This window comes from Methylobacterium sp. Leaf85 (genome assembly GCF_001422125.1).
GTDB classification, from domain to species: Bacteria; Pseudomonadota; Alphaproteobacteria; order Rhizobiales; family Beijerinckiaceae; genus Methylobacterium; species Methylobacterium bullatum.
In genome coordinates this window covers 439344-465285 of sequence record NZ_LMME01000001.1, presented here as the reverse complement: position 1 = coordinate 465285, position 25942 = coordinate 439344, and the positions used below count along the sequence as shown (strand labels likewise).

Sequence of the window (25942 nt, the reverse complement as noted above, 5' to 3'; positions counted from 1 at the left end):
GTGAATCACCCTCGGCCGCTACCGCCGCCAGTTCCCACCGGATTGCGCTGCCGCTGCCCCCGCTGCGGCAAGGGCGCGATGTTCGACGGCTTCCTCACGTTCCGGCCGTCCTGTGAGGTCTGCGGCCTCGACTATTCGAACTTCAATTCCGGCGACGGCCCCGCCTTCTTCGTCATGTCCATCGTCGGCATCGTCGTCGTCGGGCTGGCGCTCTGGCTCGAGATCACCTTCGAGCCGCCGATCTGGGTCCATGCGGTCGTGGCCATCACCCTGTCGGTCGGGCTGAGCCTCGCCCTCGTGCGCCCGTTGAAGGGAATGCTGGCGGCGCTTCAATTCGCCAACAAGGCCGCGGAGGGGCGCTTTCGCTGATGCCCAAGCCTGTTCGTCCGGGCGCCGTGCGGGCGCTGGCGGCGCCCGCCATCGCCTCGCTGATCTGCCTTGCCATCCTGTTGAGCCTCGGCGTCTGGCAGTTGCATCGCAAGGGCGAGAAGGAAGCCCTGATCGGCCGCATCGTCGCCCGCTCGCGCGCCGAGCCCCCTGCCCCTCTCCCGGCCCGAAACGATTGGGATCCGGCGCGGGACGAGTTCGAGCGCGTGCGGGTGACGGGGACGCTGCTGAACGACCAGGAGACCCTGGTCCACGGTCTCGCGGCCGGTGCCGTGCCTGGCAAGGCGCTCCAGGGCTTCTACGTTCTGACGCCGTTGAAGCGGGACGATGACGGCAGCCTCGTCATCGTCAACCGGGGTTTCGTGCCCACGGAGTTGAAGGATGCGGCGCGTCGCCAGCCGGGACAGGTCGCCGGATCGGTCACGATCACCGGGATGCTGCGCGGTCCGGAGATACGGACCATGTTCGTGCCGCCGCCGGAGCCCGCCAAGGGAGAGTGGTTCCATCGCGACATCGACGGCATCGCCGCTGCGAGGGGGCTCACCGTGATGCCCTATCTCATCGAGGCGGATGCCACGCCGAACCCCGGCGGCTGGCCCAAGGGCGGACAGCTTCGCGTCGACCTTCCCAACAACCACATGCAATACGCCTTCACATGGTTCGGCATCGCCGCCTGCCTGGTCGGCGTCTTCGGCGTCTTCGCGTGGAAGCGTCTTTCGGAAGAACGGGACGGCTCCGCGAGCAACCCGGCCACATAAGGAAGCCGGCAGGGCTCGGGATCCGGGCTCGCTCTTGCCGGCCGGACGCGTCGCGCTATCCTGACGTCGGACATCCCCATCGCGGAGTGTGGTCCATGCGCGCCGTCCTCTCCCTGCTGATCGCCCTCACCTGTCTCGCTTCGGAACCGGCCCGGGCCGCAGACGAAGCGGCGAAGCTCGCAGCCAGGGCGACGGTGGAGCGTCAGATCGCGGCGTTCCGCAAGGACGACGCGGCCACCGCCTATGCCCAGGCCGCCCCGTCGATCCAGGGGATGTTCGCCTCACCGGACACGTTCATCGAGATGGTCCGGAAGGGATACGGTGCCGTCTACCGCGCCCGCAGCTTCAGCATCGATCGTGTCGAGGAGAGCGGCGAGGACGGTCTCAGCCTGGGCATGACGCTGCAGGACGAGAACGGCATCGACTGGACTGCGCTCTACAGCCTCGAAAAGCAGAGCGACGGCACATGGCGGATCAATGGCTGCCGCCTCGTCAAGGCGCCCGGCGACAACGCATAGGCGAGGTCCGAGGCGGACGGTCTCGATCCGGTCTTCCCGGAACCTCGATATCTTGTTGGATGCAAGCCGCCTCGTTCACGGTCGAGCGGGCACGCGTGATCGAATGATTTTTGGCGAGGTGGGCAACCCCCAAGGCTTCCGGATGGCGGGCCATGTCGCTGCGCTCGCAGGGGCGGTGCACCCTCACAGCTTAGGCGGCAATTTCCGGCTTTCGACAGCGCCATCCACTTCGTGTAGACCGGCCCCCTTCCCGGAGGCCCCTTTGCTACACGTTTCGACCCGCGGCGCCGCGGCGCCCCTCAGCTTTTCCGATGCTCTCCTCGCCGGCCTCGCCCGCGACGGCGGTCTGTACCTGCCCGAGAGTTGGCCGCAGATTTCCCGTGCCGAGATCGCCGGGCTCGCCGGACAGCGCTACGCCGACGCGGCCAAGCTCGTCCTGCGGCCGCTGATCGACGGCGAGATCGCGGATGCCGATCTCGACCGGATGATCGAGGACTCCTACGCCACCTTCCGCCACCCGGCGGTGTGTCCGCTGGTGCAGCTCGACGACAACCTGTTCCTGCTGGAGCTCTTCCACGGTCCGACGCTGGCGTTCAAGGACGTGGCGATGCAGCTCCTCGGCCGGCTGATGGACCACGTCCTGCGGTCCCGCCGCTCCCGCGCCACCATCGTCGGCGCCACCTCCGGCGATACCGGCAGCGCCGCCGTCGAGGCCTTTCGCGGGCTCGATCAGGTCGACATCTTCATCCTGTTCCCGCATGGCCGCGTCTCCGAGGTGCAGCGCCGCCAGATGACGTCGGTGGGCGCGGACAACGTCCACGCCATCGCCATCGACGGCAATTTCGACGATTGCCAGAACATCGTCAAAGCCTTGTTCCAGCACGCGGATTTCGCCGACGAGCTGCGGCTTTCCGGCGTCAACTCGATCAACTGGGCGCGGGTCGCCGCTCAGGCGGTCTATTACTTCACCAGCGCAGTGGCCTTGGGCGCACCGCACCGCCCCGTCTCCTTCGCGGTGCCGACGGGCAATTTTGGCGACATCCTCGCCGGTTGGGTCGCCAAGCGCATGGGCCTGCCCATCGAGCGCCTGATGATCGGCACCAACGCCAACGACATCCTGGCCCGCACCCTGGAGCATGGCGCCTACGAGGTTCGCGGCGTCCAGCCGACCACCTCGCCCTCCATGGACATCCAGATCTCCTCGAATTTCGAGCGCCTGCTGTTCGAGGCTCTGGGCCGCGACGCGTCGAGCCTGTCGCGACTGATGGCCGGTCTCAAGCAATCGGGCGGCTTCCACCTCGACGAGGCGGTCCTCAAGGCCGTCCGTGACGAGTTCGATGCCGCCTCGGTCCCCGAAGAAGCCGTCATCGCCGAGATCGCGCGGGTCCACCGGGAGATCGGCATGGTCATCGACCCGCATACCGCCATCGGCGTTCATGCCGGCCGGCGCCTTCTGGAGAAAGACGGTAAGACCCCCGTCGTCGCCCTGGCCACCGCCCATCCGGCGAAATTTCCGGATGCGGTCGCACAGGCGACGGGTGGCCATCGCCCGGCCCTGCCGCCGCACCTCGCCGATCTGCTGGATCGGAAGGAGCGTTTCACCCGCGTCGCCAACGATCAGGCGGCGGTGGAAGCTTTCATCCGCGCACATTCACGCATCACGGCGGGGAACTGAGAACCCATGAACCAGCATTTCGCGACCCATGGCGCTTCTCCCGGCCTGAAGGTGTCCCGCCTCTCCAACGGCATCACCGTCACCACGGAGACGATGCCGGGTGTCGCCACCGCGACCCTGGGCGTCTGGGTGGGCGCCGGGTCGCGCCACGAGCGGCCCGACGAGGGCGGCCTCAGCCACCTCATCGAGCACATGGCGTTCAAGGGGACCGAGACCCGCTCGGCCCGACGGATCGCCGAGGACATCGAGAATGTCGGCGGCGACATCAATGCCGCCACCAGCGCCGAGGGTACGAGCTACACCGCACGCGTGCTCGGCGAGGATGCCGGCGTCGCCCTGGACGTCATCGGCGACATCCTCACCCGCTCGGTCTTCGACGCGGGTGAACTCGCTCGCGAGAAGGGCGTGATCCTGCAGGAATACGCCGCCATCGAGGATACGCCCGACGACGTGGTCTACGAGGCCTTCACCGCGGCGGCGTTTCCAGACCAGCCGATCGGCCGTCCGATCATCGGCACGCCGCAGACCATAGCGAGCTTCGACCGCGACGCCATCGAAGCCTATCTCGCCCGCGAATATACCCCGGACCGCATCGTCGTGGCCGCAGCGGGCGCCATCTCGCACGAGGCCATCGTCGAGGCGGCCGAGCATCATTTCGGCGGGATGCCGGCGACGGTCGCCCCGGACATGGTCCCCGGCACCTATGTCGGCGGCGAGAAGCGGATTCAGAAGAAGCTCGAACAGGCCAATCTCGTGCTGGGCCTGCCCGGCCTCTCCTTTCGCGACGAAGGCTATTACGCCCTCCACATGTTCGCGCAGGTGCTCGGCGGCGGTCTCACCTCGCGGCTCTGGCACGAGGTGCGCGAGACCCGCGGCCTCGCCTACGAGATTCAGGCGTTCCACTGGTCCTTCGTCGATTGCGGCCTGTTCGGCATCGGCGCCGGCACGTCCGGCTCGGATCTCGCCGAACTCGTCGACGTGACCCTGGCGGCCACGGCCAAGGCGGCGCGCGATGCCGATTCCGTGGAGGTCGCCCGCGCCAAGGCGCAGGTGAAGGTGGCACTCCTGTCGGCCCTGGAGACCCCCGGCGGCCGGATCGAGCGCAATGCCCGCCAGATGCTCGCCTGGGGCCGGGTGATCCCGCCTCAGGAAGTCATCGCCAAGATCGATGCCGTCACGGTGGATGACGTCAGGGCGGCGGGATTGCGCCTGCTCTCGGGCGCTCCGACGCTCGCCGCGATCGGCCCGATCAAGAAGCTCCCGTCCCTGGAAAAGATGACGGGCGTGCTGCGGGCGAATTGAGGGGCGCCGCTGGCCCGGCGTCGAGGATAAGGCTTTCGACGACCGACCGAACGCCCGGTAAAGGGTCGTAGGTATGATCTCATACCGGCGATTGTCGCCCCTGGGAGCGATCCGGGCGTACGCCTCCACGTTTCAGAAGTGTGTCCGGCTTGTTTTGGCCGCAAAAGGACGCGATCCAAAACGTCTCGGCGCTACGCCAAGAAGCAGTGGGTGCCGCGATTGCGGGCAAGCCGCTCGCCTTGTCCGTGGACCCCCCCGCCGGTACGACTGGGCCACAAGCTGAGCCGTATTCCTCGTCAGTGCCCGCCCGGCCGGAACACTCGCCCGTTGCGCAGATCTTTCCTCGTCCTCACCGCCTTCGTCTCGCTCCTGATCGGCTTCCTCGGAACGGGGATGCCGGCTTCGGCCGTGGAAGCCGTGCGCGTGACCCTCGACGCTCCGGCGATCGATCTGACGCCGATGATCGAGCGCTATCGCTCGGACGGCGACCTGATCCAGATCTCCACCGCCCCCGGCAAGGACGGCATCGTCCGGCGCATCGTGGTGAAGGCCCGCGACAGCGGAGCGCGGCCCGACTGGATGGTCTTTGCGCTCACCAACGACACCGACGAGCAGGTCGACCGGGTCCTCGTGGCGCCCCATTTCCGTCTCGTCGGCTCGGGCGTGATCTGGCCGGATCTCGGCGGCTCGCGCATCGCGGCGATCACGGCGAGCCAGGGCATCAGACCCGAGCGGGACGAGAACCCGGAAGCCGACCAGTTCGTGATCACCCTCGATCCCGGCGCCACCGTCACCTTCGTCGCCGAGCTGAACGGGCCGAACGTGCCGCAGGTCTATCTCTGGGACCAGGAAGCCTACCGCAAGAAATCCACCGGCCTGACGCTCTACAAGGGCATCATCATCGGCATCGCCGGCCTGCTCGCCCTGTTCCTCACGATCATCTTCGTGGTGAAGGGCGCGATCATCTTTCCCGCGGCCGCCGCCCTCGCCTGGGCGGTGCTCGCCTATGCGTGCATCGATTTCGGGTTCCTGCAGCGGGTCTTTCCCGTCACCGAAGTGGCCGAGCGGGTCTACCGGGCCTCCGCCGAGGCGGTGCTGGGTGCGACGCTCCTCGTCTTCCTGTTCGCCTATCTCAACCTGAGCCGCTGGCATGTGCGCTACGGCCATGTGGCCTTCTTCTGGCTCGCGTTCCTGGCCGGCCTCGTGGGCCTGGCGGTGTTCGACCCGCCGGTGGCGGCGGGCGTCGCCCGCATCTCCATCGCCGCCGTCGCCGGCGTCGGCCTGCTGCTGATCGTCTATCTGGCCATCCATAACGGCTACGACCGGGCGATCCTCCTGGTGCCGACCTGGTTCCTGCTCCTCGTCTGGGTCGTGGCCGCGGGCTTCGCCATCACCGGCCAGATCGGCAGCGACCTCGTCCAGCCGGCGCTCATCGGAGGCCTCGTCCTCATCGTCATGCTCATCGGCTTCACGGTGATGCAGCACGCCTTCACCGGGGGCGGGATGACCCATTCCCTAGTCTCGGACACCGAACGGCGTGCCCTGGCCCTGACCGGCGCCGGCGACGTGGTCTTCGACTGGGACGTGCCGGCCGACCGGGTCTTCGCCGGACAGGAGATCGAGAACCAGCTCGGCCTCAAGCGCGGCACCCTCGAGGGGCCGGCCTCGAACTGGCTCGGCCTCGTCCACCCCTTCGACGTGGACCGATACTCGGCCGCCCTGGACACGGTGATCGAGGAACGGCGCGGCCGCATCGTCCACGATTTCCGCCTGCGCTCCACCGAAGGCCTCTATGTCTGGTACCGGCTGAAGGCCCGGCCGGTGATCGGACCGGACGGTGAGGTCATCCGCATCGTCGGCACCATCTCGGACGTTACCGAGGTGAAGACGGCCGAGGAGCGTCTGCTCTACGACGCGATCCACGACAGCCTCACCGGCCTGCCCAACCGCGAATTGTTCAACGACCGCCTCGACGCCGCCCTCGCCTTCGCGAGCCAGGACGCGCGCCTCAAACCGACGACGATCCTCCTCGACGTCGACCGGTTCAAGGCGATCAACGACGCCATCGGTCTTTCGGCGGGCGATTCGATCCTGCTCACCCTGTCGCGCCGTCTCGGCCGGCTTCTGCGCCCGCAGGATTCCCTGGCCCGCATCGCAGGCGACGAGTTCGGACTGATCCTGCTCTCGGAGCGCGAGCCGGACCGCATCCTCGCCTTCACGGACATGATCCGCCGGGCCATCGCCACGCCGATCACCTATGCCGACCGCGAGATCTTCCTCACCGTCTCCATCGGCATCGTCCTGCACGAGGCCGGTGCCGCCCTGAAGCGCGAGGACGTGTTCAAGAACGCCGAGATCGCGATGATCCAGGCCAAGCGCAACGGCGGCGACCGCACCGAAGTGTTCCGCGCCTCCATGCGCAACGAACGCAGCGACCGGCTGATGCTCGAAGCCGACCTGCGCCGCGCCCTGGACCGCAACGAGATGAAGGTGCTGTTCCAGCCCGTCGTCCGCCTGGAGGACCGCACGGTAGCGGGGTTCGAGACGGTCCTGCGCTGGGACCACCCCAAGCTCGGCCGCATTCCGCATTCCACCTTCATGCCCATCGCCGAGGAGAGCGGATTCGTCGTCAATCTCGGCATCTTCGCCCTGGAGCGCACGGCCCTCGAACTCGCCGCCTGGCAGCGCTCCCTCGACGTCGATCCGCCGATCTTCGCATGCGTGAACGTGTCCTCGCGGCAGATCCTCCGGCACGACCTGCTTCACGACGTGAAGACGATCCTGGCCCGCTCGGGCGTGCTTCCTGGTTCGCTCAAGCTCGAACTCGGCGAAGGGCTGGTGATGGAGAACCCGGAATACGCGGCCCAGATGCTGAGCCGCATCCACGATCTCGGGGCGGGCCTCTCGCTGGACGATTTCGGCACCGGCTACTCGGCCCTGTCCTATCTCCAGCGGTTCCCGTTCGACACGATCAAGATCGACCCGAGTTTCGTGCGCCAGATGGCGGCCGGGCACTCGGTGATGCTGCGCTCCATCGTCAAGATGGCCCAGGAACTCGGCCTCGCGATCATCGCCGACGGCGCCGAGAACGAAACCGACGCACAGGCCCTGGCCGAGTTCGGCTGCGAATACGCGCAAGGTCCCGCCTTCGGCGACCCGATGTCGATGCTCCAGGCCCGCCAACTGGTCGGCGCGGCACCGGAAGCGGCCTGATCGCCAAACCGCGACGGTTGAATTAAACCTCCCTTAACCATGATCGCTCATCGTGACGGTCGAGATGGATCGAGCGGCGCGGCACGGTCTGCCGTTCGACAGGAGGCGGGCGTGATGGCCGAAGCGGCATTGCGATTAGGTGACGAATTCGGCCCGGGCGAGGATTTCGGCTCGGATATCGTGAAGCGCCTCATGGCGCGCCCGATCCGCACCGGCGCCGCGCGGAAGCGCGTGGACATCGCACCGGTGACATTGCCGGTGGAGCCGCGGGCGGAGGTGGCCGAGGAGGCCGCACCGTCCGACGACCTGGCGCGGCTGCGCTCCGAGATCATGGTGATGAAGGCGGTCCTGCGCGCCGAGCGGGAAGAAGCCGCCAGCGTCCGTGCCAGCGTCGAGCGTCTCGCCGGGCCGGCACCGCTCTCGCCGGAAGCCTGCGCGGTGCGCGACCGCTGGGCCGCTCTCGTGGATCAGTTGCTCGACGGACACCGGTGAGGTCTCCGCCATCGGCCGGCGCGCGTCATCCGACGCCGGCTTCCTTTCGACTTCTCTCACCATTCGAGGCTCGACCATGAGCGCGCGCTGCTCGCTTGTCGTCAACGGCAAGGCCGTGCGGGTCTCGACCGGCGATACGCCGCTCGAAGCCGCCCTTGCCGACGGCGTGATCGCCCCCACCACCGGCCTGCACGGGTCACATCTCCTCGGCCAGGGCGCCAGCCCGTCGTCGCGCCGCGCCCAGGCCCGCCTGCACCGGGCAGAGCCCGTCAAGCTCTCCACGCCCCGCCCGTCCAAGGCGGCCGAGAGCCTCGTCTTCGCCGAGGTCAAGCCGGCCGCCCAGGCGCGCCGGGTCGGCACCGTCACGCAGATCGTTCCCCTCGGCGCCCATGTGGTCGAGGTCGTGGTCACGATCACGCGCCGTCTCGACATCGAGCCCGGTCACCAGGTCACCGCCACGTTCGAAGGGTTCGACCCGATCGACGTGAGCCCGACCCTGCGCCTCGACGGCACGACGGAGCTCAACGAACTCGTCTTCCACCTGCGTCTCGGACATGCCTGCGACGCGGTCGCCCATGCCCTCGGCGAGGAGATCCTTCTCGGGCATCCGGTCAAGATCAAGGGTCCGGTCGGTCGCGGCTATTATCGTCCCGGCGGCGGTCGTCTTCTCCTCGTCGGCCGCGAGACCGGCTTCGCGCCGATCTGGGCGATCGCCCGGGCGGCGCGCTACATCGAGCCACAGCGCGAGATCGTGGTGGTGATCGGGGCGAGCGACCCCCTCGACCTCTACATGCGTCCGTCGCTCGACTGGCTCAGGGCCACGGGAGTCTCACGGATCACCCTCGTCGCCGACAGGACGCGGCAGCGCCCACCGGATGTTCGTCCGGGCCCCCTCACCGCGCATCTCACCGGCCTGAAGACCACCGACGTCGTGCATGTGGCAGGCGACGCCTCCACCGTGGGCGCGGTCGAGGTCCTGGCGGCGGGTGCCGGCGCGCGATGCTACCCGATCCTGATCCCGCCGGGACTCTGACCGCGACGGCTCATACTGGGCGGCGCAGATCCCAACCGCCGGTCGACATCAGCTCGCCCGGCGAACGGTCGCCGCCCCGCGATCAAACCGGCAGACGGCCATGCGAGCCCTCATTGCCATCCGCTGTCAGGCGTCGTCCTCGGCAGTTTCGGCGACGGCTCCGCGAAACCCGGTCGCCAGCACGTAGAGTTCGCTCGAATCGGCGCGGCTCGCCGAGGGCTTCACGTGGCGCACCAGGGTGAAGTCGCGTTTCAGGTCGGCGAGGAGCGTGCCCTCCGTCCCGCCCTGGAAGACCTTGGCGAGATAGGTGCCGCCCGGCGCCAACACCTCGCGGGCGAATTCGGCGGCGGTCTCGGCGAGGCCGATGATGCGCAGATGGTCCGTCTGCTTGTGGCCGGTCGTGTTCGCCGCCATGTCGGACATGACGATATCGGCCTGCCCGCCGAGAAGATCGATCAGCCGCTTCGGGGCGTCGGGATCGAGGAAGTCGAGGGTGATGAACTCGACGCCGACCATCGGCTCGATCTCGAGCAGATCGATGCCGACGATCCGCCCGCTCGGCCCGACGATCTTGGCGGCGACCTGGGACCAGCCGCCGGGTGCGGCCCCCAGATCGATGATCTTCTGGTTCGGCTTCAGGATCTTGAAGCGCTCGTCGATCTCGAGAAGCTTGAAGGCCGCGCGGGAACGGTATCCCTCGCGCTTGGCCCGCGCCACGTAGGGATCGTTGAGCTGCCGTTCGAGCCAGCGCTTCTGAGAGGCGGTGCGGCCTCGCCCCGTCTTGACCCGCTGCTTGAGATCGCCCCGCAACCCGCCGCCCGCACCACGCCTGTCGGTCAACGGTAGCCTCCGCGGCGCCAGACGCCGTCTTCGCGCATCATGTTCATCAAAAGACCTTCGCGCAGCCCCCGGTCGGCGATGCGTAGCCGTTCGGAGGGGAATGCCCGGCGGATCGCTTCCAGGATGGCGCAACCCGCGAGCACGAGATCGGCCCGATCACGGCCGATGCAGGGATTGTCTGCCCTCTGGTCGAGGCGCGTGTCGAGCAGATCGTCGATGGCGTCGCTGACTTCGCCGTCGCTCATCCACAAGCCATCGACGCGGCGGCGCTCGTAGCGTGCCAGTCGCAGATGCATGGCGGCCAGCGTCGTCACCGTTCCGGACGTGCCGAGGAGATGGAAATGCCGAGCATTGGCAGCCGGCGCGGCGCGGATGGCGAAGCGCGACAGCATGTCGGCCACCTCCTCCACCATGCCCTCGAACGTCAGGCGGGTGACATCGGCCGTTCCGTGCCGCTCGGCCAGGGTGACCACCCCGACGGGGAGGGAATCCCAGGCGCGGATCCGTAAGGTGGGGTCCGCCGAGGGGTTGGTGGCCGCGCCGTCGAGCCAGGCGATCTCGGTGGAGCCGCCGCCGATATCGAAGATGACCACCGATTCCGAATAGGGGTCGGCGAGGGCGGCGCAGCCGGTGACGGCGAGGTAGGCCTCGGTCTGCCGGTCGACGATTTCGAGATCGAGCCCCACCTCGTCGCGCACGCGCGCCACGAAATCCGCCCCGTTGACGGCAAGCCGGCACGCTTCCGTGGCGATGATCTTGGCACGGGCGACGCCGCGTGATTCCATCTTGGCGCGGCAGACGCGCAGAGCCTCCAGCGTGCGCTCCACCGCGGCTTCGCTGAGACGGTCGGACGTCCCCAGCCCTTCGCCGAGCCGGACGATGCGCGAGAAGGCATCGACCACGCGAAAGCCGTGGGACGCAGGCTCGGCGATCAGAAGGCGGCAATTGTTCGTGCCGAGGTCGAGGGCGGCGTAAGCATTGCGCCGTCCGGGCCGGTAACCCACCACGGGCGACCGAGCCGCATCCGGCAAGGCGGGAGCGCTCGGTGAAGACGGGCCAGCCATAGGGCGGGCCGGCATCATGGCGGCGCTCTCTTCCCTCATCGGCCTAGCCGGCATCCTCGATCGTGGCCCGACCGGGTAGGTCGACCATCATGCGATAAGAAGCCTACAGGCCTTGGGCGTCAGTGCAAAGCCTCGATCTATGATCGGCTTAGAGAGCTTTGCCGGCTGCCGTCATTCTCGGCACCGGACGCAGGAGGCTCTTCACCTGGGAGAACGGCCGGGGCCGGTTGATGACTTCGTCCAGGCGCGACCACAGGGTCTTGGGCGAGAACGGTTTGGCGATGATCTCGTTGACCCCGAGGGAGATGGCACGGTCGACGACGTTGCGGCGGGGCTGCGCCAGCATCAGGATGATCGGCACGGTGGGCGACGGCGACGTGGTGGGCGTGCGGGCGAGGCGGATGAACTCCTCGCCGGACAGGATGGCGAGGTCCCAGTCGATGATCGTGATGTCCGGCTTGCTCTCGGCCAGCACACCCAGCGCCTCGGCACCGTCCGGCGCTTCGAGGACGCGTTTGATTCCCACGCGCATCAGCATGTCGCGAACGATTCGGCGAATATAGAGGCTCTCGTCCACGACGAGGGCCGAAAGATCCGGAAATGACGGGGTTGCGATCATCGGCTAGGGGTTCCGGGCCACCGGCTTTCGCAGGCGCCTGCGCGCATCCTAGCGGCCATCGATGTGCATTTTCCTAACGCGATCAGGAAAAATTGGGAACGCGAAGTCGTTCATCCGCATGGCGTTTGCGCATCCTGTACGCAATGGCCTCCTGTCGAAAAGGCAGGCCTGAGACGGAACGGAATACGTAATCTGTCGCAGGAAATCCGCGGAACCTTGCAGAGTCCGGCGAGAAGCACCTTGCGAGAGAGCCAAGATTCAGTCAGGACTAAGGCGTTATTCTTGGTCACCGCTGCTGAGAGTGATGATAGTGTGGTGAAGTGCCCGTCTGGGACGGCGCGCACCCGGTATTCAAAGACAGATGGTCGGCGGACGGTTTTTGCGAGCTTTCGATGGGACGTGGTCGTGATTTCAGGGGGCCGCAGAAGCGCGGCTTCGATGAGGGTGGTGCCGAGCCTCGCTGGCCGGATCAGGCACCCCCGAGCGGTGGCTTCGGCGGTGGATATGGCGGTGGCGGCGGCGGTTTCGATCGTGGTCCGGCCCGTGCTGCAGCCGCTCCCTCTGGACCGGAGCGTGACGCGACGGTCAAGTGGTTCAACAAGGAGAAGGGCTTCGGCTTCGTCGAACTGGCTGACGGTTCCGGCGACGCGTTCCTTCACATCCGCGCAGTCGAGGCTGCGGGCCATGCCGATCTGCTTCCCGGCACGCGCCTGACCGTCCATACCGCGCAGGGCCAGAAGGGTCCGCAGGTCACGGACGTGACCAGCGTCGACACCTCGACGGCCGAGGCCGAGGCCCCGCGTCGTGCGCCCGCACCCCGCGCCGGTGGTTTCGGTGGTGGTGATCGCTTCAGCGGCGGTGGCGGCGGCTACGGCGGCGGCAACGATCGCTTCGGCGGTGGCGCTGGCGGCGGTGGCGGTCGTTTCGCCAGCGGTCCGTCCGTCGAGATGAGCGGCACCGTGAAGTGGTACGACCCGGCCAAGGGCTTCGGCTTCGTCTCCGTCAATGACGGCGGCAAGGACGTGTTCGTGCACCGCTCGGCCCTGTCGCGCGCCGGACTCGAGTCCCTCGCCGAAGGCCAGCAGGTCACCCTCAGCGTGATCGACGGCCAGAAGGGCCGCGAGGCTCAGAGCATCAACGCCGATTACTGATCGGTGAGAGAGCTTTCGGGTCAGACCGCGGTTACGCGGCCTTGCCCACGGAGAGACGAATCAGCGGCGGCCTTCGGGTCGCCGTTTTTCGTATCCAGCATCCTCGGGGGAAACCCTATGACGGTCTCCGAACGAAACGATCCGAAGGGACGATGCCGGGTGCCGGGAACAGCGATGCGTACCGTCTTCATGACGATGAGCCTGTGCCTGCCGATGGCTTTCGCGGTTCCAGCGCAGGCCGAGGATTTCACCGGCTTCTATGCGGGCGTGAATGCCGGCTACGCTTTCGGACGCGACGAGGCAGCGCGAACACCGGATATGCCGTCCCTGTCCTCGACACGCGGGGCGGACGACCGGGCCCTCCCGCCCAGCGCCCTCCAGGCCTCGGAAGTCATGCGGGGCGCGAGACCGAAAGCGCTTACGTCGACGACGACCCGCTGACCGCAGGGCGGACCGCCGACAGCACGATTCTCGCTGCCTTGCGGCTCGGCTCGTCATCGCCCGCGAGGCGCATCGAGCCGTCGATGCGTTGAAGCGAGCGCACCTGTGCGTCACGCGCCGCGCCGCCCTTGAGGAGCGGAAGCAGGGCCTCGCCCAGGCGCCCGGGGGTGCATTCGGCCTGAATGAATTCGGGCATGGCATTCTCGCCGAGGATCAGATTCGGCAGCACGATGGTCGGCACCTGGATCAGCCGCCGCGCCACGGCCTCCTCGAGGCGTGAGACCTTGTAGGCGACGACCATTGGCACGCCGGCCAGGGCGAGTTCGAGGGTGACCGTACCCGAGGCCGCCAGGGCCGCGCGGGACCGCCGGAAGGCCGCGTATTTCGCCGCCTCGCCATGCACGATCGTCACAGGGCGGGACCAGGAAAGGGCCAATCGCTCGATCATGGCGCGATGGCGTGTGACCGCCGGGAGCACGGCGTCGATAGGCCCGTATCGCTGCACGAGAAGGTCCAGGGTGGCACCGAAGACCGGCATCAGCCGCTCGATCTCGGAGCGGCGCGAGCCCGGCAGGATCACGAGGGTCGGCGGCGTCCCCTCCCGCGCCGCCGCCTCCGCGGAATCCGGGCGCAGCTCGGCCAGACGCTCGATGAGCGGATGCCCGACATAGGTGCAGTCCGGGCCGCCGAGCCGGCGATGCGCCTCCGGTTCGAAGGGCAGGAGCGCCAGGACGTGGTCGATGAACGGCCGCATCTTCGCCGCACGCCAAGGCCTCCACGCCCAGACGCTGGGAGAGACGTAATCGACGATAGGCAGATCGGGCAGGCGCTTTCGCACCCGCGAGGCGACCGCATGGGTGAAACCGGGACTGTCGATGATGACGAGGACGTCCGGGCGCGCCTCGACGATGTCCCGCACTGTCTGGCGAATGCGGCGCAGAAGGGTGCGCAGGCGGGCCGCCACGGGCAGGTAGCCCATCACCGCCACGTCATCGAGGGGAAACAGGGAGAGGAAGCCCTGCGCGGCCATGGCCTCGCCGCCGACCCCACCGAACGTCACCTGCCCGTCGGAGAGGTCCGACAACGCCCGCATGAGCTTGGCCCCGAGCTGATCGCCGGAATCCTCGCCGGCAACGAGCCAGATTCGTCTGGACGGATGCATGGTCATGCCTCGATCCGCAAACCGATGAGGAACAGGCCCGCGCGGTCGGCCTCGGCCACCGTGGCGTCCCTGTCGATGATGAGGGTGTAGCCCGCCTGGATGGCGATGCCGGCGCAGCCCGCCGCTGCGGCGGCCTTCACCGTGCGCGGACCGATGGCCGGCAGGTCGACCCGCAGATCCTGGCCGGTCTTGGCGAGTTTCACCAACACGGTACCGGGCTGAGCCGTGCCCAATCCGAACGGCTTGCGCCCGAGGGCACGCGCGCGGGCGAGCATCCGGTCGGTGCCCTCCGGACCCTCCACCGCCAGCGCGCGCTGGGCCGCGACGACGATCGCCTGGCCGACATCGTAGGCGGCCAATGCCGCGAGGATGCCGCAACCCGTGGCGATGGAGGCCTGCGCCGCCAGATCCGGCGCGAGGCGCCCGAGCTGCCCCTCTGGACTCAGCAGGTCGGGCGCCACGTCGTGGATGCCGACGACGCGGTGGCCGTTATCCTCCAGAAGGACGAGGGCGCCCCGCAGCAGCCGGTCGTCCCCTCCCCCCGAAATGGCCCGGAGCGCATCGCGATTCCGCAAGGCCGCCGCCGCGTTGAGGATGGCGGCGGGGTTGGGCCGCGAGACTCCGCCCACCGGTATGACGCAGGCCGGACCCCAGGCCTCCAGAACCTTTAACGCGCCGGCGATGTCGAGGAGATCGACCGTGGCCTCCGCGCGTGCGCGCATCGGGCGTTCGGCGAAACCACGGATGGCGAGCACCCGGAACGAGCGTCCCGACCTATCGAGGGATTCGGCGACGAGTTCGGGAAGCCGCCCCGCTCCGGCGACCAGAACCAGACGCTCCTCCGGACGGGGATCGACGAGGGACGCCGGCTGGAGAGATGCGGTCAAGCCGAGCCCGGATTCTCGCGCGGGGTGCAGATCGAGCGTTTACCGCCCACGCGGATGAAGGCGATGATCTCAGCCACGGCACGATGCGCCTCGAACTCCGCCGCCACGTCCTCCACACGCTCCATCAGGGTGCCCTCCTGGGCAAAGAGCAGGCGATAGGCCCGGCGCAGGGCATGGATATCCTCGCGGGCGAAACCCCGGCGCTGCAGGCCGATGATGTTGAGGCCCGAGAGATAAGCGCGGTTGCCGAGCGCCATGCCGTAGGGAATGCAATCGTTCTCCAACCCCGAGAGGCCGCCGACGAAGGCATGGGCCCCGACGCGGGCGAACTGGATCACGGCGGCTCCACCACCGAGAATCGCATAGTCGCCGACGCTGCAATGGCCGGCGAGCATGACGTTGTTGGAGAAGACGACCCCATCGCCCACCCGGCAATCGTGCCCCACATGGGAATTGGCCAGGAAGGTGCACTTGTCGCCGACGACCGTCTCGAGGCCGCCGCCGGCCGTGCCGGGATTCATCGTGACGCCTTCGCGAATCAGGCAGTCGGCCCCGATGGTCAGCGTCGACGCCTCGCCGCGAAACTTCAGATCCTGCGGTGGATGACCGATGGACGAGAAGGGGTAGAGCTTGGTGCGGGGACCGATTCCGGTGCGTCCGGCGACGACCACGTGGCTGACGAGCTCGCAGCCCTCGCTCAGGACGACCTCCGGCCCGACATGGCAGAAGGGGCCGATCCGCACGCCTTCGCCGATCGTGGCCCCGTCTTCGATGACGGAGCTCGGATGGATCTCGGCCAATGCGCTCACTCCGTCACCAGCATGGCGCCGATCTCGGCCTCGGCCACGAGGGTGTCACCCACCCGCGCCTGGCCCTTGAACCACCACATGGTCCGGCGCTGGTTCATCTTCGTCATGTGGTACCGCACCGTGTCGCCGGGCACGACGGGCTTGCGGAACTTGCACTTGTCGATGGTCATGAAGAACACCTGCTTGGCCCGCATCTCGTCGGTCTTGATGTGCTGGCAGCAGATGGCGCCGGCGGTCTGGGCCATGCCCTCGATCAGCAGGACGCCCGGGAACACCGGCAGGCCCGGAAAATGCCCGGTGAATTGCGGCTCGTTGAACGAGACGTTCTTGATCCCGATGCAGGAGCGATCCCCGTCGATCTCGATGATGCGATCGATCATCAGGAACGGGTAGCGATGGGGCAGAAGTTCCAGGATCTTCTGGATGTCGGCCGAGCCCAGATCTTTCGGCATGTCACTCATCGATCGAACAATCCCATGGCGCCCCGGCGCCCCTGACGCCTCGCCCCGAACCTTGGAAGAAAACCGAACGTCGTCATCGGCATAAACGCCAACGGATGCAAGTCTCGGAGAGTCGTGCAGCCGGTCATCCCGTGCCGGGGACGGTTCCGGCTCAGTCCTTGGGGGGCTCGCTCGTGTCGCGGCCCGACTTTTCCGCGAGGCGGGCGAGAGCGGTGAGTTCGCGGAACCAGGTGCGCACAGGCTTGGCCGGAGTACCGCCCCAGCGGCTCCCGGGTGGGACGTCGCGGTTGACGTTCGAAGACCCGGCGATCTGCGAGCCCATGCCGATCCGCAGGTGCCCGACCACGCCGACCTGGCCGCCGAGGACCACGTAATCCTCCAACGTGGTCGAGCCGGAAATGCCCACACCCGAGACGATGACGCAGTGGCGCCCGATGACGACGTTATGGGCGATCTGGACGAGGTTATCGATCTTGGTCCCCTCCCCGATCACGGTATCGCGGCCGGCGCCGCGATCGATCGTGGTGTTGGCGCCGATCTCGACATCGTCCTGCACGATGACGCGGCCGGTCTGGGGCACCTTGAGATGCCCGCCCGGTCCCATGGCGAAGCCGAACCCGTCCTGGCCGATGCGCGCGCCGGGATGAAGGATCACGCGGTTGCCGACGAGGGCATAGGCCAGGGTCACCCCCGCCCCGATGGAGCAATCGCGGCCGATGCGGACATTGGGGCCGATCACGGCGTTCGGGCCGATGACCGTCCCCGAACCGATCTCGGCACCGGGACCGATCACGGCGCCGGGATCGACGATCACGCCGTCTTCGAGGCGGGCCTTGGGATGGACATGGGCGCCCGGAGATACCCCCTCGGTGGCGAATTGCGAGTGGGGCCGCATGGCCTCCGGGTGGAAGCGCGCCAGCAGGCCGGCATAGACCCGGTACGGATCACGCGTGACGAGGGCCACCGTCGTCGGTGGCACCTTGGCCGCGAAGCGGGGTGAGACGAGGCAGGCGAGCGCCTTCGTCTGCGCCAGGACATCGCCGTAGCGGGCGTTGTCCATATAGGCGAGGTCGCCGGGGCCCGCGGTCTCCAAGGGAGACGCGCCGCCGACCATCGCGCCAGGGTCCACGCCTTCGGGAAGCGAAATGCCGGCAGCCCCGGCGATGTCGCCGAGGCTGAGGGCCGTGCTGGATGCGAAGAAGATGGGATCAGACATGCTGCGACAACGCACGGGCTTCGAGAAGGAAGCCCGTGCGTCTTGGCTCAGAAGCGCGAACCGCCGGAGAAGCGGAAGGCCTGGAGCTGATCCTTGCCGACGCGGCCGAGGAAGCTGCCATCGGCGTTGTAGATCTTCTGGCCCTCGTCCTTGGTCAGGGCGTAGGCGTAATCGAAGCGGATCGGGCCCAGCGGCGAGTTCCACAGGATGGACGCACCGATCGAGGAGCGGATCGTCATCTTGTCGCGGACGTTCAGGCATTCCGGCTCGACGGTGATCGCTCCGGCACCCAGCGCCGTGTAGGCACAGGCCCCGCCGGGTGCGATGCCGTTGATGATCGCGTCGCCGTTCACGTTGAACTGGGTGCGGCTGTTGTAGCCGAACAGCGTACCGGCATCGGCGAAGACGGCGCCCTTCAGACCGAGATCACGCGGAATACCGTAGATCGGGAACTGAACTTCGAGCGTACCGCCGAAGTAAGTCGTACCGCCGACGGCATTCGAACGGGAGTCGGCGCTGCCGACGTCGCGGGGACCGATACCGTTGGGCGCGAAGCCGCGAACGAGCGACGGGCCGAGGAAGTACTGATCGGTGATGCGCAGCTTCTCGTCGGTGAGCGGCGAGATATGGCCGCCCTGGAAGCGGGCGAAGCCGACCACGTCCTCGTAAAATTCCTTGTAGTAGCGAACGTCGCCAGCCACGCGGAAGAACTTCGAGTCACCGCCGAGACCGGCGATTTCGGGTTTCAGCTCGGCATAGAGGCCGTTCCGCGGCTGGGCGAGGTTGTCCAGCGTCGAATAGGCAAGCGTCACACCGGCAAGCGAGGTGAGCGTGTTGCCGGTTGAGCCCTTCAGAGCAATCGAGGCTTCGCCATTGAAGGCACAATTATCCGGGTATCGCGCCAGACCGCCCGTGTTGAGGCCGGAGACGGGGTCGATCGTGCCCGCCGGGTTCACCGTTGTGAAACCGGGGATCGGGTTCGAACAGTCGTTATACGGCCGCTTGGTGCTGTTCGGGATCGTCAACTCGGTGTTGTAGAGCGAGTACCGCAGGGTGACGCCGAACTCTTCCGTGATCGGAAGGCCGACGCGGATCTGGCCACCGTAGACGGTGGTCTCGTAGCGCGAGTAGCGGGTCAGATCACTGTACTTGTAGAAGGCGTCGAAGCCGGCGGCGAGGCGGTAGCCGAGGAAGTACGGCTCGGTAAAGGAGAAGTCGACGCCGCGGGAGTACTGGCCGCCGGTGCCGGCGACGCGGACATACTGGCCGCGACCGAGGAAGTTCGACTCGGAGACCGAGACTTCGCCGATGATGCCGTCCTGGGTGGAGTAGCCGCCCGCCACCGAGAACGAACCCGTGGGCTGATCCTCGACGTCGATGTTGATGATCACTCGGTCGGCCGACGAGCCCGGCTCGTTGGAGAAACGGACCTTCTTGAAGAAGCCGAGACCGTTCAGGCGACGCTCGGCGCGATCAGTGAGAACGCGGTTATAGGCATCACCCTCGGTGAGATCGAGCTCGCGGCGGATGACGTAGTCGCGGGTGCGGGTGTTGCCGCGGATGTTGATGCGCTCGACATAGACGCGCGGGCCGTCCTCGACGACGAAGCCGAGGGCCACGGTGTGGGAGGCGCGGTCGCGCTGGCCGGTGGGGCGGACCTGGGCGAAGGGGAAGCCCTGGCGGGCGACCTGGTTGGTCACGCCGGAGAGGGTCTTCTCCACGTCCTCGGCATTGTAGACGTCGCCCACGGCGGCGCGGACCTCGCCGTCGAGGATCTGGGTGTCGACGCCCGGCAGGCGCGAATCGATGGCCACCGCGCCGACGGTGTATTGCTGACCCTCGTCCACGGTGACGGTGATGACCCAGCCGGCATCGCCCTCGCCTTCGACGTAGCGCGCATCGGCATTCACCACCCGGAAATCGGCATAGCCGTTCTTCAGGTAATAGCGGCGCACGAGGTCGAGATCGTTGGTGATCCGGTCGGGATCGTAGACGTCCGAGGTCTTGATGAACGAGAGGAAGTTCATCTCCGACGAGCTCATCAGCTCGCGCAGCTTGCTGTCGGAATAGGCGCTGTTGCCGACGAACTTGATCGCCTTGATGCCGGTCTTGTCGCCTTCCTCGATCACGTAGATCAGGTCGATGCGGCCGTTGGGCAGATCGACGGTGCGGAAGCTCACCTTGGCGGTGCCGCGGCCGGCGCGGCGGTAGATCTCGCGGATGCGCTGAAGATCGGCCTGGACGATGCCCTCGCTGAAGCCGCCGCGGGCCTTGGCCTCGACCTCGGCTTCGAGCGTCCCCTTCTCGACCTTCTTGTTCCCCTCGAACACGACGCGGTTGATGAGGTTGTTCTCGCGCACCGTCACCACCGTCCCGGCGCCGCTGCGCGAGACCTTGACGTCGGAAAACATGCCGCTCGCCAGAAGGTTGCGGCGGGCCTCTTCGGGAGATCCCGAGGCCGTACCGGTCACGTAGGACCGGATCGTGTCGGCATCGACGCGCTTGTTACCCTGGACGACGATCTGCTGCGCCTGTGCCGTACCGCCCAGAACCAGCCCTGCGGCCGCGGCAGCGACTAGGACGATGGTCCGTTCGGCCGACTTCCGCCGGCGCTTCCCCGTCATCGACATCATGTAATCGCCCGTCTCTATTTATTAACAGTCCGGGTTTGCACCCGCAGACAGGCGGTCGTTGTCCGACCGTCCCGTCACCTGGTCCCAAGCTCAGCTTCTACCGAGTTTCCCGAGCGAAGCAAACGCTCGGACCTGGGCTGTAGGGGGGATTTTGGGGAGACGTGGCCTTCCGGTCACTTAACGGTTCCCGTTCATCGCTCGATAAGGTGAATCAATCGTCAATTTGCAGCAAAAAGCCCGCCCCGAGGATTGGGCGGGCTTTTCGATTATCGAGCTCGATCAAGGCGTTACGGAGACATCCACAGCCTTGCGAGAGGCGCGCTCCGCGGCGCCGCGGAGACGATGGCGCCGGGTCAGGAACCCCGTCCGGACCAGGACGCGCCGAGGTTCAGGATGTCGTTCCAGGCGGCGAACAGCATCAGGAACAGCACCAGGGCGAGCCCGATCCGGAAGCCGATCTCCTGGGTCTTCTCGCTCAGGGGACGGCCGCGAACGGCCTCGAACGCGTAGAACAACAGGTGCCCGCCATCGAGGAGGGGGACCGGGAAAAGGTTAAGCAACCCGATCGACACGGATAGGAGCGCCACGAGGCCGATGAGCCCGCCGACACCGCCGACCTTGGCGACCTCGCCCGAAACGCGTGCGATCCCGATGGGTCCGGAGAGCTGATCGGCGGATTCGCGCCCCGTCACCAGCTTGCCCAGGTAGTTCATCGTCCGGTCGACCACGAAATAGGTCTCCGACACGCCGAGCCCGAGGGATTGGACGAGGCCGTAATGCCGAACCTGGGCGTCGGCGCCGTTCGGTCCCTTGATGCCGAGGCGGCCGAGGCGGTGCTTGCCGAACGGCGTGCGCTCCTCCACCGCGTCGGGAATCGCGGTCAGGGTCTTCGTCTCGCCGCCGCGGTCGACGGTGACGGCGAGGCTGGCGCCGGCGCTGCCGGAGACGGTGCGCTGCATGTCGAGGAAGTTGGTCACCTGCGTCCCGTCGATGGACGTGACGAGGTCGCCGGGCTGGAAGCCCGCCCGCTCGGCCGCACTGCCCGGCATCACGCCGTCGATGCGCGGCGGAAGCTCGTAGCGGCCGGAGACATAGATCGCCCCGGCAAAGAGCGCGATGGCCAGGAGGAAGTTGGCGATGGGTCCGGCGGCGACGATGGCCGCGCGCTTACCCAGGCTCTGGGCCGGGAAACTCGTGGCGCGCTCCTCCGGCGTCATGCGCGCGAGGGCGGCGGGATCGGCCACGCTGGCGCCGTTCGCGTCGCCGTGGAACTTGACGTAGCCGCCGAGCGGGATCGCCGAGACCTTCCAACGGGTACCATGGCGGTCGTTGAAGCCGAAGAGTTCGGGGCCGAACCCAAGGGAGAAGGCATGGACGCCGACCCCGCACCAGCGGCCGACGAGGAAGTGGCCCATCTCGTGGACGAACACCACGATGCTGAGCACGATGACGAAGGGGATCACCGACCCGAAGAAGCCGGAGGCCGTCCCCCCCATCGAAGCTAGAAAGTCCATTCGTCGATCCTCAGGGCCTCGCGAGGGGCCAACACACGTCCATAGCAGATCGGATCGCGGACGAGCGAACGCAAACCGGACGGGGCCGGCGAGATCGTCGCATGCGGCTCGCCCGTCCCCGTATTCCTCGGTGGAGGGTTAAGGGCTCGGCCGGAGCAGTCGTCTCAATGGCCGCCGCCCGCCGGAGCGGCGGCGCGCGGCCGGCGGATCAGCGGCGTCGCGCAGGCCATGGCGAGGAACAGGAAGGTCAGAACCAGGAAGACGTCGGTGAAGCCCATCACCAGACCCTGCATCCGCACCGTGTTCATCATCGCCTTGAGGGCCATGGCGTTGCCGTCGAGGCCCAGCGCATCGAACTGGCGGCGCGTCATGTCGAGCCGCTCCAGCACGGTATTGTTCGTCCAGGTGAAGCGCTCGTGCAGACGGGCGAGATGCAGATCCCAGCGGTCGTTGAGCACGGTGTTGATGAGGGCGAGGCCCACCGCCCCGCCGAGGTTGCGGGTCAGGTTGTAGAGGCCGGACGCGTTCTTCATCCGCGCCGGCGGAAGCGTGCCGAGCGCGATGTTGTTGATCGGGATCATGCACAGCATCAGCGAGCAGCCGCGCAGGACCTGCGGCAGCAGCAATTCCCAGAAATCCCAATCCTTGGTCAGCCCGGTGACGATCCACGTGCCGGCGGCGAAGCCGGTGAAGCCGATCCCCATCAGGATGCGCGGATCGACCTTGCCCGAGAATCGGCCCGCGATGGGCGCGGTGGCGAACATGCACAGGCCTGAGACGAACATCGTCTCGCCGATCTGCAGGGCGGAGTAGCCGCGCACGCGTCCGAGATAGACCGGGTAGAGATAGGTCAGGCCGTAGAGGCCGATGCCGAGGACGAAGCTGAAGATGCAGCCCGCCGCGAAGTTGCGGTCGGAGAAGGCGCGCAGGTCGACGATGGGCTCTGCCGCCGTGAGCGCGCGCCAGAAGAAGGCGACACCGCCCACGACGCAGACGATGGCGCAGGCGAAGACCGCCTCGTCCTGAAGCCAGTCGTGGTTCGGCCCCTCCTCCAACACGTATTCGAGGCAACCGAGGAAGGCGGCCATGAAGGCGAGACCGAACCAGTCGAAGCGCTTGAACAGGTCGAGGTTGGGCTCGTCGAAATCGACGAGCAGGTAGGTCGAGACGGTGACGACGATGCCCGGCACCACGTTGATGAGAAACAGCCAGTGCCAGTCGAACGCATCCGTCAGATAGCCGCCCACGGTCGGGCCGATGGTGGGGGCGAGCGTCGCCACGAGGCCGATCATCGGCGAGACGATGGGGCGCTTGGAGGGCGGGAAGATCGTAAAGGCCGAGGCGAAGACGGTAGGGATCATGCCGCCGCCGATGAAGCCCTGCAGCGCCCGCCACAGGATCATCTCGTTGATCGAGGTCGAGGTCGCGCACATCAGGCTCATCAGGGTGAAGCCGCCGGCCGAGACCACGAACATCCAGCGGGTCGAGATCACCCGCGACAGGAAGCCGGAGAGCGGGATCGCGATGACCTCGGCGATGAGATAGCTGGTCTGGACCCAGGGGATCTCGTCGCCCGAGGCAGAGAGCCCGGCCTGGATCTCGGCCAGCGATGCCGAGACGATCTGGATGTCCAGGATGGCCATGAACATCCCGAACACCATGCAGACGAAGGCCACCATGCGACGGCGATCGAGGGGCGGCTCGGCGGCGGGTGCCGGCGCGATGGTGGCGGTAGCGGCCATGATCGGCCCCTAATGCCGCCACGCCGTGCGGACGGGCTCGCCCCCGTCGCGGGTATCGACACGCACGGTGACGGAGAGACCCGGACGCAGGAGCCCCTCATGGGCGACGTCCGCCGGCACGTGGATACGCACCGGAAGGCGCTGCACGATCTTAGTGAAATTGCCGGTAGCGTTGTCCGGCGGCAGCAGGCTGAAGACCGAGCCCGAGGCCGGTGACAGGGATTCGACCTCACCCACGATGTCCTGACCGGGATAGGCGTCCACCGCGATATGGACGCGCTGACCGGGATGCATTCGCTCGACCTGCGTCTCCTTGAAGTTCGCGTCGATCCGCACGCTCTCCAGGGGAACGAGGGCGGCGACCCGCGAGCCCGGCGCGACATAGGCGCCCGCCTCCACGGCCTTGTTGCCGACGACGCCGTCGAAGGGGGCCTGGATCACCGTGAAGGAGAGGTCGCGGGCGGCCCTGTCCTCGGCGGTCTTCAGTTCGGCCGCGAGCCCTTCCGCCTCCCGGCCCTGAGCCCGCAGCACCTCGACATTGGCTTTCATCATGGCGAGGTTCGCCTCGGCGCCCTTCACCGTGGCCTCGGTGCGGTTACGGTCGGCCAGAGCCTGCTCGATCCGCGATTTGGCGACGAAATCGACCTTCTCCAGCTGCTGCTGGCGGGCGTAATCGGCGGCGGCGCGAATGGAATCGGCCTTGGCCGCATCGATCTGCGCTGCGCTCTGGAGGATCTGGGCCTGCGCGGCCTCCACCTGCCGGCCGATGCGGGCGATGGTGGCCTGCTGCGTCAGGAGCTTGTCATGCGCGGCTTGGGCGGCGAGGCGATAATCGCCGTCGTCGAGGCGGGCGATCACGTCGCCCTTCCGCACCGCCTGCCCGTTCATCACCGGCACGGCGGCGAGATAGCCGGGAACCTTGGCCGCCAGGATCGAGATGTCGGCCTGGACATAGGCGTCGTCGGTGGAGACGAAGAAGCGTCCCACCGTCCACCATTCGTAGCCCTTGTAACCGCCGCCGGCGAGGCCGAGGACGACGAGGCTCGCCAGGATGGCCTTGCGCAGAGGACGTCGCTTCGCAGGTGATGCGACCGCTCCGGCCGGCGGCGCGGTCGGCGGTCCGGCCACGACGGGGATCGCCGGCGAGGCCACCGGCGCCACGACATCGTCGGAATTAACCGCCCCCGAGGACGCGTCGCGGTGCCCATCATCGTCACGCAGAGACATGATCCCGTCCCGAAACAAATGAATTGACCGAACCGTTCGGTCAATTTTGGCATCGGATTGACCGAGGCCGTCGATTGCACCTAGTTAGGATGACTGAACGGTTCGGTCAATCGGAGGGAGAGGTGGTGGCAGGCGGAGGGGACGTTCCAACGTCGAACGGGACGGGCGCTAGAAACCCGGCGGAGACCGATAAGCGTCGGCAGATCCTCGACGGCGCGCGCTCGGTCTTCATGGCCTCGGGCTTCGACGGCGCCAGCATGGGCGAGATCGCCAAGGCGGCAGGCGTGTCGAAGGGCACGCTCTACGTCTATTTCGACAGCAAGGAGGCGTTGTTCGAGGCGCTGACCCTGGAGGAGAAGCGCGGCCTCGCCGAGGCATTGTTCCAGCTCGATGCCGACGATCCGGACGTGCGCGGGGTTCTCACCCGGCTCGGCGAGACCTACCTCGTCCACATGATCCGTCCGGACCACGTGGCGATCATCCGGATGGTGATCGGGGCGACGGAGAAGTTTCCGCGCTTCGGCCAGGCCTTCTACGAGGCAGGCCCGGCACAGGGGGTGGCGCGGCTCACCGCCTATCTCGACCGCCAGGTAGCGGCGGGTCGCCTGCGCCGCGCCGATACGGAACTCGCCGCCAAGCACTTCCTGCATCTGTGCCAGGCCGGGCTGCTGACGCGCCTGCTCTTCGCGGCGGGCGGTCCGGTGACGCAAGGCGAGATCGCGCCCCGCGTGAGCGAGGCCATCCGCGTGTTCTTCGCGGCCTACGGGCCCGAGGATTGACGGGTTTCCGCCTCGCGAA

The 25942-nt window shown here is 67.4% G+C and carries 23 protein-coding genes; 11 read left to right on the top strand and 12 right to left on the bottom strand.

Annotated features, from left to right (window positions below):
* The 8 genes from ASF08_RS02140 (at position 1) to ASF08_RS02105 (ending at position 9378) form a co-directional block, all read left to right on the top strand.
* Entirely contained in the window at positions 1-369 is a 369-nt protein-coding gene (locus ASF08_RS02140; RefSeq protein WP_026176139.1) for a DUF983 domain-containing protein, read from the top strand.
* The gene (locus tag ASF08_RS02135) at positions 369-1145 is read left to right on the top strand and encodes an SURF1 family protein (protein ID WP_056140579.1); all 777 of its coding nucleotides are present in this window, start codon (positions 369-371) and stop codon (positions 1143-1145) included. Before ASF08_RS02140 ends, ASF08_RS02135 begins: the two co-directional genes overlap by 1 nt.
* Positions 1146-1240: 95 nt before the next feature.
* Entirely contained in the window at positions 1241-1663 is a 423-nt protein-coding gene (locus ASF08_RS02130; protein WP_056140577.1) for a DUF4864 domain-containing protein, read from the top strand.
* A gap of 262 nt (positions 1664-1925) precedes the next feature.
* Complete coding sequence (gene thrC, locus ASF08_RS02125) at positions 1926-3338, top strand: threonine synthase (RefSeq protein ID WP_056140572.1); 1413 nt, start codon at positions 1926-1928, stop codon at positions 3336-3338.
* Between the two features lie 6 nt (positions 3339-3344).
* Entirely contained in the window at positions 3345-4640 is a 1296-nt protein-coding gene (locus ASF08_RS02120) for a M16 family metallopeptidase (RefSeq protein WP_056140569.1), read from the top strand.
* 393 nt (positions 4641-5033) lie between these two features.
* Positions 5034-7853 carry an EAL domain-containing protein gene (locus tag ASF08_RS02115; protein ID WP_238253768.1) on the top strand — a complete coding sequence of 940 codons (2820 nt, stop codon included), beginning with the start codon at positions 5034-5036 and terminating at the stop codon, positions 7851-7853.
* Between the two features lie 114 nt (positions 7854-7967).
* Positions 7968-8345 (top strand): hypothetical protein, encoded by a 378-nt coding sequence (locus ASF08_RS02110; RefSeq protein ID WP_018045009.1) that lies wholly within the window; start codon positions 7968-7970, stop codon positions 8343-8345.
* Positions 8346-8421: 76 nt separating this feature from the next.
* Positions 8422-9378 carry a ferredoxin--NAD(+) reductase gene (locus tag ASF08_RS02105; protein ID WP_200925963.1) on the top strand — a complete coding sequence of 319 codons (957 nt, stop codon included), beginning with the start codon at positions 8422-8424 and terminating at the stop codon, positions 9376-9378.
* 126 nt (positions 9379-9504) lie between these two features.
* Here the strand turns inward: ASF08_RS02105 and ASF08_RS02100 are convergent, their stop codons facing one another.
* From ASF08_RS02100 to ASF08_RS02090, 3 genes are all read right to left on the bottom strand, one after another.
* The gene (locus ASF08_RS02100; protein WP_056140564.1) at positions 9505-10218 is read right to left on the bottom strand and encodes an RlmE family RNA methyltransferase; all 714 of its coding nucleotides are present in this window, start codon (positions 10216-10218) and stop codon (positions 9505-9507) included.
* Positions 10215-11321 carry a Ppx/GppA phosphatase family protein gene (locus ASF08_RS02095; RefSeq protein ID WP_026176142.1) on the bottom strand — a complete coding sequence of 369 codons (1107 nt, stop codon included), beginning with the start codon at positions 11319-11321 and terminating at the stop codon, positions 10215-10217. The genes ASF08_RS02100 and ASF08_RS02095 overlap by 4 nt, the downstream gene beginning before the upstream one ends.
* Positions 11322-11430: 109 nt before the next feature.
* Entirely contained in the window at positions 11431-11901 is a 471-nt protein-coding gene (locus ASF08_RS02090) for a response regulator (protein ID WP_018045013.1), read from the bottom strand.
* Between the two features lie 392 nt (positions 11902-12293).
* On the opposite strand from ASF08_RS02090, the gene ASF08_RS02085 reads away from it, so the two are divergent.
* A complete protein-coding gene (locus ASF08_RS02085; protein WP_056140561.1) occupies positions 12294-13052 on the top strand; it encodes a cold-shock protein in 759 nt (252 codons plus the stop codon).
* A 174-nt stretch (positions 13053-13226) separates the two neighbouring features.
* Positions 13227-13493: a hypothetical protein gene (locus tag ASF08_RS02080; protein WP_056140558.1), complete on the top strand. Its 267-nt coding sequence runs from the start codon at positions 13227-13229 to the stop codon at positions 13491-13493.
* Here ASF08_RS02080 and lpxB read toward each other — a convergent pair.
* The 9 genes from lpxB to ASF08_RS02035 form a co-directional block, all read right to left on the bottom strand.
* Positions 13471-14661, bottom strand: a complete 1191-nt coding sequence (lpxB, locus tag ASF08_RS02075; RefSeq protein ID WP_200931813.1) for a lipid-A-disaccharide synthase — start codon at positions 14659-14661, stop codon at positions 13471-13473. The two genes, ASF08_RS02080 and lpxB, sit on opposite strands and share 23 nt — an antisense overlap.
* A complete protein-coding gene (locus ASF08_RS02070) occupies positions 14658-15542 on the bottom strand; it encodes an LpxI family protein (protein ID WP_056140555.1) in 885 nt (294 codons plus the stop codon). The genes lpxB and ASF08_RS02070 overlap by 4 nt, the downstream gene beginning before the upstream one ends.
* Positions 15539-16342: an acyl-ACP--UDP-N-acetylglucosamine O-acyltransferase gene (gene lpxA / locus ASF08_RS02065; protein ID WP_056140551.1), complete on the bottom strand. Its 804-nt coding sequence runs from the start codon at positions 16340-16342 to the stop codon at positions 15539-15541. Before lpxA ends, ASF08_RS02070 begins: the two co-directional genes overlap by 4 nt.
* Before the next feature lie 5 nt (positions 16343-16347).
* A complete protein-coding gene (fabZ, locus tag ASF08_RS02060; RefSeq protein WP_373321248.1) occupies positions 16348-16803 on the bottom strand; it encodes a 3-hydroxyacyl-ACP dehydratase FabZ in 456 nt (151 codons plus the stop codon).
* Between the two features lie 160 nt (positions 16804-16963).
* Positions 16964-18028, bottom strand: coding sequence for a UDP-3-O-(3-hydroxymyristoyl)glucosamine N-acyltransferase (lpxD, locus tag ASF08_RS02055; protein WP_056140545.1), 1065 nt, complete (start codon positions 18026-18028; stop codon positions 16964-16966).
* 47 nt (positions 18029-18075) lie between these two features.
* Positions 18076-20661: an outer membrane protein assembly factor BamA gene (gene bamA / locus ASF08_RS02050; protein WP_056140544.1), complete on the bottom strand. Its 2586-nt coding sequence runs from the start codon at positions 20659-20661 to the stop codon at positions 18076-18078.
* 353 nt (positions 20662-21014) lie between these two features.
* Entirely contained in the window at positions 21015-22175 is a 1161-nt protein-coding gene (gene rseP, locus ASF08_RS02045) for an RIP metalloprotease RseP (RefSeq protein ID WP_026176144.1), read from the bottom strand.
* A gap of 164 nt (positions 22176-22339) precedes the next feature.
* Positions 22340-23917: a DHA2 family efflux MFS transporter permease subunit gene (locus ASF08_RS02040; protein ID WP_056140540.1), complete on the bottom strand. Its 1578-nt coding sequence runs from the start codon at positions 23915-23917 to the stop codon at positions 22340-22342.
* 9 nt (positions 23918-23926) lie between these two features.
* Positions 23927-25144 (bottom strand): HlyD family secretion protein, encoded by a 1218-nt coding sequence (locus tag ASF08_RS02035; protein ID WP_056140889.1) that lies wholly within the window; start codon positions 25142-25144, stop codon positions 23927-23929.
* A gap of 89 nt (positions 25145-25233) precedes the next feature.
* Here ASF08_RS02035 and ASF08_RS02030 point away from each other — a divergent pair, with 89 nt between their 5' ends.
* On the top strand, positions 25234-25923 hold the full coding sequence (locus tag ASF08_RS02030; RefSeq protein WP_210322659.1) for a TetR/AcrR family transcriptional regulator: 690 nt from the start codon (positions 25234-25236) through the stop codon (positions 25921-25923).
* Positions 25924-25942: the final 19 nt, after the last annotated feature.